The 8,593-nt window shown below is 54.7% G+C and carries 7 protein-coding genes; 5 read left to right on the top strand and 2 right to left on the bottom strand.

From position 1 onward, the window contains the following. Nucleotide 1 precedes the first annotated feature (1 nt). Nucleotides 2-1,528, bottom strand: coding sequence for an HAL/PAL/TAL family ammonia-lyase (locus AC07OT_RS24255; RefSeq protein ID WP_495109235.1), 1,527 nt, complete (start codon nt 1,526-1,528; stop codon nt 2-4). A 310-nt stretch (nt 1,529-1,838) separates the two neighbouring features. Between AC07OT_RS24255 and AC07OT_RS24250 the strand changes: the two genes are divergently transcribed. The 3 genes from AC07OT_RS24250 to AC07OT_RS24240 all read left to right on the top strand — a co-directional run bounded on the left by AC07OT_RS24250 (nt 1,839) and on the right by AC07OT_RS24240 (nt 4,469). After that, entirely contained in the window at nt 1,839-2,894 is a 1,056-nt protein-coding gene (locus AC07OT_RS24250; RefSeq protein WP_495109234.1) for a GNAT family N-acetyltransferase, read from the top strand. Nucleotides 2,895-2,926: 32 nt separating this feature from the next. Then, complete coding sequence (locus AC07OT_RS24245) at nt 2,927-4,174, top strand: lysine N(6)-hydroxylase/L-ornithine N(5)-oxygenase family protein (protein ID WP_495109233.1); 1,248 nt, start codon at nt 2,927-2,929, stop codon at nt 4,172-4,174. Nucleotides 4,175-4,247: 73 nt separating this feature from the next. Continuing rightward, entirely contained in the window at nt 4,248-4,469 is a 222-nt protein-coding gene (locus AC07OT_RS24240; protein ID WP_495109232.1) for an MbtH family protein, read from the top strand. A gap of 858 nt (nt 4,470-5,327) precedes the next feature. Here AC07OT_RS24240 and AC07OT_RS24235 read toward each other — a convergent pair. Beyond that, nucleotides 5,328-6,242 (bottom strand): LysR substrate-binding domain-containing protein, encoded by a 915-nt coding sequence (locus tag AC07OT_RS24235; RefSeq protein WP_495109231.1) that lies wholly within the window; start codon nt 6,240-6,242, stop codon nt 5,328-5,330. A gap of 198 nt (nt 6,243-6,440) precedes the next feature. Here AC07OT_RS24235 and AC07OT_RS24230 point away from each other — a divergent pair, with 198 nt between their 5' ends. Beyond that, complete coding sequence (locus AC07OT_RS24230; protein WP_495101853.1) at nt 6,441-7,190, top strand: SDR family NAD(P)-dependent oxidoreductase; 750 nt, start codon at nt 6,441-6,443, stop codon at nt 7,188-7,190. 98 nt (nt 7,191-7,288) lie between these two features. Further along, nucleotides 7,289-8,587 (top strand): MFS transporter, encoded by a 1,299-nt coding sequence (locus tag AC07OT_RS24225; protein WP_495101852.1) that lies wholly within the window; start codon nt 7,289-7,291, stop codon nt 8,585-8,587. The last annotated feature ends 6 nt before the right edge of the window (nt 8,588-8,593 follow it).

Here is an 8,593-nt window from a genome sequence, read left to right as displayed (position 1 = left end):
ACTACTCTAGGGTCTCGAGAACTGCATTGACTTCAGGTGAAGAAGCCAGGAATACACGGGTTTTATTGATAAGGTCACTCATCAACAGATCGTGCTCGAGGAAAGGTACCGTCTTGCGAAACGCGTTGAGCAAACGCTCTGCCGGCTCGGAAAGCACCAGGCCTTCGTTCAACTGCGTTGCTTGGCAGGCACATAGAAACTCGATAGCCAAGATGATTTCGCAGTTATCAAGCACCGTGACTAGCTTATAGGCGGAGGTGCCGCCCATGCTGACATGGTCCTCCTGTAGATGGCAGGTCGGAATCGTATCGATCGAGGCGGGAGTCGACAGCACCTTGTTCTCGTTGACCAGCGCCGCCGAAGTGTACTGAACCACCATGAAGCCCGAGTTTACGCCAGGACGGCTGATCAGGAAGTCAGGAAGACCGTTCTGCCCCGATAGCAATTGATAAGTGCGCCGTTCCGAAATGTTCGCCAGCTCGGACATGGAAATCGCGGCAAAGTCCAAGGCGAACGCTGTTGCCTGGCCGTGCAGGTTACCGCCAGTCAAAAGCTTGCCAGCCTCAGGAAACACTAATGGATTATCCGAGACGCTGTTGCATTCCTTGGCGATACTCGACGTTGCGAAATCGATGACCTGGCGTACTGCGCCATGTACTTGAGGCGCGCATCGGAAGGAGTATGGATCTTCCTTGGCCGCGTTACATTGAGGCAATGCATAATGATTGCTGCCCTGGGTAAGTGCCGTGATGTTTGAAGCACAAACACTGCGCTCCGGATGATGGCTCGTGCGGTGAATAAGCGCATCGTAGAAGGTGTTTGCCGTGCAAAACCCCTGAATACTCATGGCTGCACACAGGTCTGCGAGCCTCAGCAAGCGCTGCGCCCGGACCAAAGACATCACGCCGTAACCGTTGATGTACTGCACGCCGTTGGTCAAGCATAACCCTTCCTTGGGTCCGAGCTGGACGGGCGCCATACCCAAGCGACTCAAAGCCTCGGATGCCGGGATCAAATGACCATCCATCCAGACTTCACCTTGGCCGATCAGGGGTAGTGCAAGATGCGCCAACGGCGCCAGGTCTCCACTGGCCCCTACAGAACCTTTTTGAGGAATGGCACCCACCACGCCTTGATTCCAGAGGTCAATCACCCGGTCAAGGGTTTCGCGACCAATACCACTATTGCCGCTGCGGAAGGTCAGCAATTTAACCAGCACCACGATACGGCTGAGCAACTCCGGAACGATCATCCCGACGCCACAGGCATGCGAAAGCAGGTGATTATGCTGCAAAGCGGACAGTTCGGACTGATCCACTTTCGTTGTGCACAACGAACCGAAACCAGTATTGATACCGTAGGCGAAATCTTCCGACGAAGCGATTTTCAACACATAGTCGCGGCCCTCATCAATCTTGCGAGCGACCTCGGGCGATAGGCGAATAGGCAGCCCACTCGCAGCTGCCTTGCTGATGTCTTCAATGGAATAAAACTTGTGGGTGATTTCGATGTAATCGCCGCAGATCATCACAACATCCTTATTGCAAACGGTAGGTATTCTGCGCACCCGCTCGAACGCCAGAGCCGTTGTCACGGCACTGGCGCGGCCAGTCATTTCAGCTGACACACACGGAGGCTTGAGGAAAAATTAGTTAGGAAGAAACTGCTCGCCGCCTTTTTTGAATGGATCTTACTGCCCAAAATCGGCTACTACGTGAGCCAGAGCGAGCATTGATGCTTCATGATCTTGACAGTCACTCGCGTGCGTTGCGGGAAGAACTGCTGCTACCATAGCTCGAACCGTGTTTCGCTAATATTACATTACAGAAGATTACAACATGCAAGCAATAGGATGTGCTTCCGAAATCGAGAATAATATCCAACACTTCCGCTCCTTCATCGACGCGCAATTGCTGGAGATTTCGCAAAACGGCAGGGCATTTACAGTGAACAGTCATGACTGTTCTACGCACAGCCATTGGCGATTGACTGGCGAGAATCATCTGGTGCAATTGGAATCCTCAACCGACGTTGAGGCCTCACATGAGGGTCGACATTCACTGGCTGTCATCGATGCCGTGTTTGCATGCAACCCTGGCATCGGCCACGTTCACTTTTCTGGCTCGCCACGCCATGTGGAACATCTGCTGCATACCGGCGTTGCTGTCCCCCAGGGCGACCATGGTGCGGTCGTTGCACGGGAAGCCTTCTGGCAATCACCAAGAATCTGGCACAGCACCAATCCCGCTCCCTATCCGACCCGATACGTCAATGCCCAAGGCACGCGACACCCCCTTCGCCGCCCCAAAACATCCGGGGTTCTGTACCAACGCCATGTGCCGTGGCTGAACAAAACCCTGAGCTTTCGAACACTCGATCCTAAGGATGATCTGCCGCTCTTCCATAAATGGATGAATGACCCGCGTGTTGCACATTTCTGGCAGGAGGAAGGCGATCTAGAACAACACAAAACCTACATCCAAACTTTACAGGGCATGCCACATCAGCAAAGCGTCGTAGGCTGCTTCGATGACGTCCCCTTCGGCTACTTCGAAACGTACTGGGCCAAAGAAGACCGTATCGCCCCGTTCTGCAATCCAGGCGACCATGACCGCGGTTGGCACGCCTTGGTGGGAGAGCCCACATACAGGGGCCGAGCCTATCTGTCAGCGTGGCTGCCTTCTCTTGCGCATTATCTTTTTCTCGACGATTGCCGTACAGAACGGGTCGTGGTAGAACCCCGCGTGGACAACCTGAAGATGATCGGCAACTTATCCAAGTGCGGCTACGCCCTCCTTAAAGAGTTCTCTTTTCCCCACAAGCGAGCGGCCTTGTGTGTAATATCACGAGAGCGATTCTTTGAGGAAAGCCTTTGGATTCCAAAGGTAAACTGATTCAACTTTCTTATTTCAATGGACGTCAAAACATGGAAGTTCACGATCTCATCGGCATCGGTTTTGGCCCCTCAAATCTGGCGCTGGCCATTGCACTAAATGAAAAGCCCCAGAAGGAGCGTCCGCTCAACACCCTCTTTCTTGAGCGTCAGCCAGTGTTCGCCTGGCACAAACATATGATGCTGGAAGACACTAGAATGCAGATCTCGTTTCTGAAAGATCTGGTGTCACTGCGCAACCCGAAAAGCCATTTTACTTTCGTCAACTATCTGCACCAAAAACAGCGTCTTCAGGACTTCATTAACCTCAAGACCTTTTACCCAAGTCGATATGAATTCAATGATTACCTCAACTGGGCAGCCAGTCACTTCGAAGACCATTGCCGCTATGGTGAAGAGGTAGTCAGCATCACCCCTGAAAAAACGGGAGATGAAGTGAGCGCGCTTCGCGTGCAATCCATCAATAGCGACGGAACGCCCCATGAACACCTGACCCGCAACCTCGTCGTCAGCATTGGTGGCGCCCCGCATATCCCCGAGGCTTTTTTGTCATTGAAAGCGGATGCCCGGGTGTTCCACTCCAGTTCTTACCTACAAGATATCAGGTGCCGATCCAACATCCGCAACGTTGCGATCATCGGCTCGGGACAAAGCGCGGCCGAAATATTCATGGACCTCCAGAAGCACCCGGACTCACCCAACATTGATATCATCATGCGCGGGCATACGCTGAGGGTCTCCGACAACAGCCCCTTCGTGAATGAAATATTCAACAGTGACTTTGTCGACTTTGTTTATCACCACCCGGATAAAAGCCAGGCACTCATCAAAGAGTTCTGGCACACCAACTACTCAGCACCCGATGTTGAACTGGCAGAAAAGATGTTTGAGATTTTCTACAACCAGAAAATCAAAAGTCAGTACAAACACCGCTTCCTGAAAAGCCATACAGTGACTAGCGCCCAAGCGCACGCCGAGGGTGTCCACATCAACACATACGATATGGTTGGTAATTCAACTCAAGGGCATACCTACGACGCCGTCATCCTGGCAACGGGGTATGTGCGAAACCAACACGAAACGCTGCTCGCTCCGCTCCTGCCCTATCTGGGCGACTTGCGTGCAGACCGTCAATACCGCCTAGGCTCGACGGAAAACTTCAAACCTGCTGTTTTCCTGCAAGGGGCCTGCGAGGACACTCATGGCCTAAGCGATACACTTCTGTCGGTTATTTCTACCCGAGTAGAAAATATCAGAAGTGCATTGGTTGACGCCTATTAAGCCCTCCAGATCTTTTCCTCCGTTTTCAAACGCGAGGAGCGAATAAAAACAGTGCTCATTATGAAGGTATATCATGTTGTGGGATAACGAAGACACTTGGTTTCACGTAGTCGTCAACGCAGAAGGACAGTACTCCCTATGGCCAATCGTCAAGGAAATCCCGAATGGGTGGCGCACCGTTGAGTTCCAAGGCACCAAAACGGACTGCCTCGCCTACATAGAAAAGAACTGGAGCGACATGAGCCCATTGAGCTTAAGGCAGTCGTCGCAGAGCACATCACGCGCGATAGAGTGACACGCCTAGTGCCAGGTAGGAGCGAGCTTTGATAAAACCATGGCCGATTTTTTTCAACAGAATCGGCCAAAAGGGCCCATACAACGCCGCCGGCAAAGAGGCCGCTTCAAAGCCCGCCCTCTTATACCCACCACGCCAGCCTGGCGCGGCGATGCATACGCCGCAAAAGAAATAGCCCAGCCCCGTACAGCGGGCCTTGATCATCCCGTAGCCCAATATCGTCTCGGATTAATTTACGCAATGCTGTCTCCGAGCGAAGTGATCAAGCGAAAGCTTGCCCCTTGTTCGAACGAAGCCTCGCCCAGGGCTTTACTCCACCAGCACTTGAAATTGCCTCCTTGTGCTTGGCATTTACCGATACGCCCGAGCACCAAAAAGCCTTGCAGGCCATCTAGCACAGGCATCCAAACGCCGGGGCATTTTCCAGGCACAAAAAAAGCCACTCATATGAGTGGCTTTTTCTTAATCTTGGAGCGGGAAACGAGACTCGCATCTAGCGTCCTACCCATTGAAATCTAAAGTTTTTTTAATATCCCCTCAGTGGGAATGGACTCATTTTTGGACTTGTTCGGAGAGCATGTCAAGAACGAGAAGAACATAAGTCCGAGTCGCGCTACCGAGTGCTTTCTACAGCCACGTGGAGAAGCAGCTATCAGGCCGTGGGTATCATTTTCCGCAGGATTGCCGCGATGGTCGGAGGTGCGTCGATCAGATGTGTTCTCTCGTTTATCGTGGCGATTCAAAAACGACATCGCCCGATCGAACACCACTCCAAATATCGAACGCCGCAAAAGCGGTCTCGCCGTCGATGGACTCTTGATGACCATGGCATCGGAGCTCCCCGCGCCTAACTGACAGTCAGTAACTGAAATCATGCCCCAACTCTTTCTGCATCCATTCCAGGAATCGCCTGACCCTGGGAAAGTTTGAGTGGGCCCTTGGGAAAACCAAGTGGTGTGCAGTAATTGAAGCGCTCAGCTCCGGTGCTACCTCTACCAAAGCACCGCGCGCGAGATAATCCTGCGCCAGCAATGTGCTTTCCAAAGCAAAGCCAAGCCCGTGGCTGGCGGCCTCCAATGTCATGTAAGACCGGTCGAAGCTCAGCGAATAGGGTTTTTCTGGACGTGACAAGCCATGTTGTGCAAACAGCTGTGGCCACTTGATCAGCGTGGCCTCCGAAAGGATCAGATTGCTGTCCAGCAGATCCGCGACCATTCGGATCGGGTGCTTTTCCAACAGTTTCGGGGACGCCATCACCGCAATTTTTTCATCACGTATCGTTCGCACTTCGAAACTCGGCCAATTGGGCATCCCATGGCGGATGTCGACATCGATCTTGTCTCGACTGAAGTGCAGTGATTCGTAGGAACACGAGAGGTTGAGCTGAATATCGGGATGACTCTGGCGAAACTGCTCCAGACGCGGCATCAGCCATAACAGGCCAAAACTGGGCGACGAGTGCAATCGCAGACAATCAAGACTGACGTCACTGGCGGCGCGTTCGGTGGCCACAGCAAGACTGTGCAGAATGCCGGAAACCTCAGTGAGGTATTGCTCGCCGATCGGGGTCAGCGTCACGCCTCTGGCCGTTCTGAAAAATAACTGTCGACCGATCATCGCCTCCAGTTTGGCCAACTGGTGGCTGACCGCCGAGGGTGTCAGATCAAGCAGTTCAGCGGCGCGGGCGACGTTGCCGAAGCGTGCCGTCTGTTCAAAGGCCTGAATGGCTTTCAGGGGTGGCAGGATTGAAGGTACATCGCCAGGTGAACTCATGATTATTGTTATTCCGCTGCAAGTGGCTTGGGCCGGGCGTGCAGCTATTCAAACATCGGAATAGGTCGTTGGCGAGTGCTGAATATTTTTCAGCACCCAGTGAAATTCGCGTTATTGCTCAAGGTTTCCCTGGAGAACAAGCTGAGCCATCGATTCGTTTCGGGTCGACCCAATAACAACAATCAGAGGTACCCTCCCATGCTTCTTCAAGGCAAGGTCGCGATCATCACCGGTGCAGCTTCAGCACGTGGCATTGGCCGGGCAACAGCGATCACTTTCGCGCAACAAGGCGCTCGCGTCGTGATACTCGATCTGGATGAATCCGCTGCACGTGATGCCGCTGCTTCCCTGGGCGAAGGTCATCTTGGTCTCGCAGCCAACGTCGCTGACGAATCGCAGGTTCAGCAAGCAGTCGCCAAAATCATCGAGCATTTCGGCCGCATCGATATTCTCGTCAACAACGCCGGCATCACCCAACCGCTCAAGACCCTGGACATCCGCCCTGCCGATTACGACAAGGTGCTGGACGTCAGTCTGCGCGGTACTCTGCTCATGTCGCAGGCAGTGATTCCAACCATGCGTCAACAGTCCTCCGGCAGCATCGTGTGCATGTCGTCCGTTTCCGCCCAACGGGGCGGTGGCATTTTCGGTGGCCCTCATTACAGTGCCGCCAAAGCGGGCGTGCTGGGTCTGGCCAAAGCCATGGCGCGCGAACTCGGGCCGGACAAGGTACGCGTCAACTCGATTGCTCCCGGGTTGATTCACACCGACATCACCGGCGGCCTCATGCAGGACGAGCGCCGGCACGCGATCATCGAAGGCATTCCTCTGGGACGCCTGGGTGAGGCACAGGATGTGGCCAATGCGGCGCTGTTTCTGGCCAGCGACCTGTCCTCCTACCTGACCGGCATCACGCTGGATGTGAACGGCGGAATGCTGATTCACTGATGACACCTGGCGGGCTTCACGGCCCGTGCGGTTCTGGATCGACGATGCAGCCGGGCCTCATGGCCTGGCGGTCAATAAAAACAAGAGATCAGACCATCATGACAACCTTGTCGCTCGAAGCGGTTTCGACCGTGCGCTCCAACGCCTACCGTAAAACCGCGTGGCGGTTGATGCCTTTTCTGATGCTGTGCTACCTGTGCGCCTATCTTGATCGGGTCAATGTCGGTTTTGCCAAGCTGCAAATGATGAACGATCTGGCACTCAGCGAAACGGTCTACGGACTGGGCGCGGGCATGTTCTTCATCGGCTATTTCCTGTGTGAAGTGCCCAGCAACATCATTCTCCACAAGGTCGGTGCGCGTATCTGGATTGCCCGCATCATGATCACCTGGGGCATCATTTCTGCCCTGTTCGCCTTTGTCGAAACTGCCTGGCAATTCTATGCCCTGCGTTTTCTGCTCGGCATCGCCGAAGCCGGCCTGGCACCGGGCCTGTTGCTGTACCTGACCTATTGGTTTCCTTCTTACCGTCGGGCGCGCATGACCGTGCTGTGGTTTATCGCCATTCCGCTGTCGGGAATGGTGGGTGGCCCACTCTCCGGCTGGATCATGAACCACTTCGCCGGTGTGCATGGCTGGGCTGGCTGGCAATGGATGTTCGTGCTGGAGGCGGTGCCCACGGTCGTTGTCGGGTTGCTGGTGCTGAGCTATCTCAAGGACGGCGTGCATCAGGCCAGTTGGCTCGATGATGACGAGAAAGCACTGATCAGTCGCGAACTGGCCGAGGACGACCAGCAGAAAGTCACCCATGCCTCGGTAGGCGAGTTCATCCGCGATCGTCGTCTGTGGTTGCTGGCCGGCATCTACTTCTGCGTGGTGATGGGTCAGTACGCCATCACCTTCTGGCTACCGACCCTGGTGCGTAACGCAGGGGTTTCCGATCCGCTGCACATCGGCTTCCTGACCAGCCTGCCCTACCTCTGTGCGATTGTGGCCATGCTGTATGCCGGACGCAGCGGCGACAAACATCGTGAGCGCCGCTGGCATCTCATTGTACCGATGATCGCGGGTGCTATCGGGCTGAGCCTGGCAGCTCTGATGGGGGGGAATATAACGCTCTCCATTCTCAGCCTTTGCCTGGCCGCTTCCGGAATTCTGTCGGCGACGTCGCTGTTCTGGATGCTACCCACCACGCTGCTGGGTGGCGTGTCCGCCGCCGCAGGCATCGCGGCGGTCAACAGCTTCGCCAACCTCGCCGGCTTCTGCTCGCCTTACCTGATCGGCTGGATCACCACACAGACCGGCTCCAGCGCCATCGGCATGTACCTGATCACCGGCGTACTGCTGTTCGGTGCCACGCTGGTGCTGCGCATCCCCGCCGCCTTGGTCAATCGTTGACTTATT

This window comes from Pseudomonas sp. GW821-FHT09C10, from assembly GCF_059418085.1.
Note: the sequence above shows the minus strand (reverse complement) of the source record. Positions and strands in the feature narration are given on the sequence as shown.

Bases quoted from the DNA above. Each gene is read 5' to 3' on its own strand.
- AC07OT_RS24250 (WP_495109234.1), top strand. From the start codon at position 1,839: ATGCAAGCAATAGGATGTGCTTCCGAAATCGAGAATAATATCCAACAC.
- AC07OT_RS24230 (WP_495101853.1), top strand. From the start codon at position 6,441: ATGCTTCTTCAAGGCAAGGTCGCGATCATCACCGGTGCAGCTTCAGCA.
- AC07OT_RS24240 (WP_495109232.1), top strand. From the start codon at position 4,248: ATGTTGTGGGATAACGAAGACACTTGGTTTCACGTAGTCGTCAACGCA.
- AC07OT_RS24235 (WP_495109231.1), bottom strand. From the start codon at position 6,242: ATGAGTTCACCTGGCGATGTACCTTCAATCCTGCCACCCCTGAAAGCC.
- AC07OT_RS24255 (WP_495109235.1), bottom strand. From the start codon at position 1,528: ATGATCTGCGGCGATTACATCGAAATCACCCACAAGTTTTATTCCATT.
- AC07OT_RS24225 (WP_495101852.1), top strand. From the start codon at position 7,289: ATGACAACCTTGTCGCTCGAAGCGGTTTCGACCGTGCGCTCCAACGCC.
- AC07OT_RS24245 (WP_495109233.1), top strand. From the start codon at position 2,927: ATGGAAGTTCACGATCTCATCGGCATCGGTTTTGGCCCCTCAAATCTG.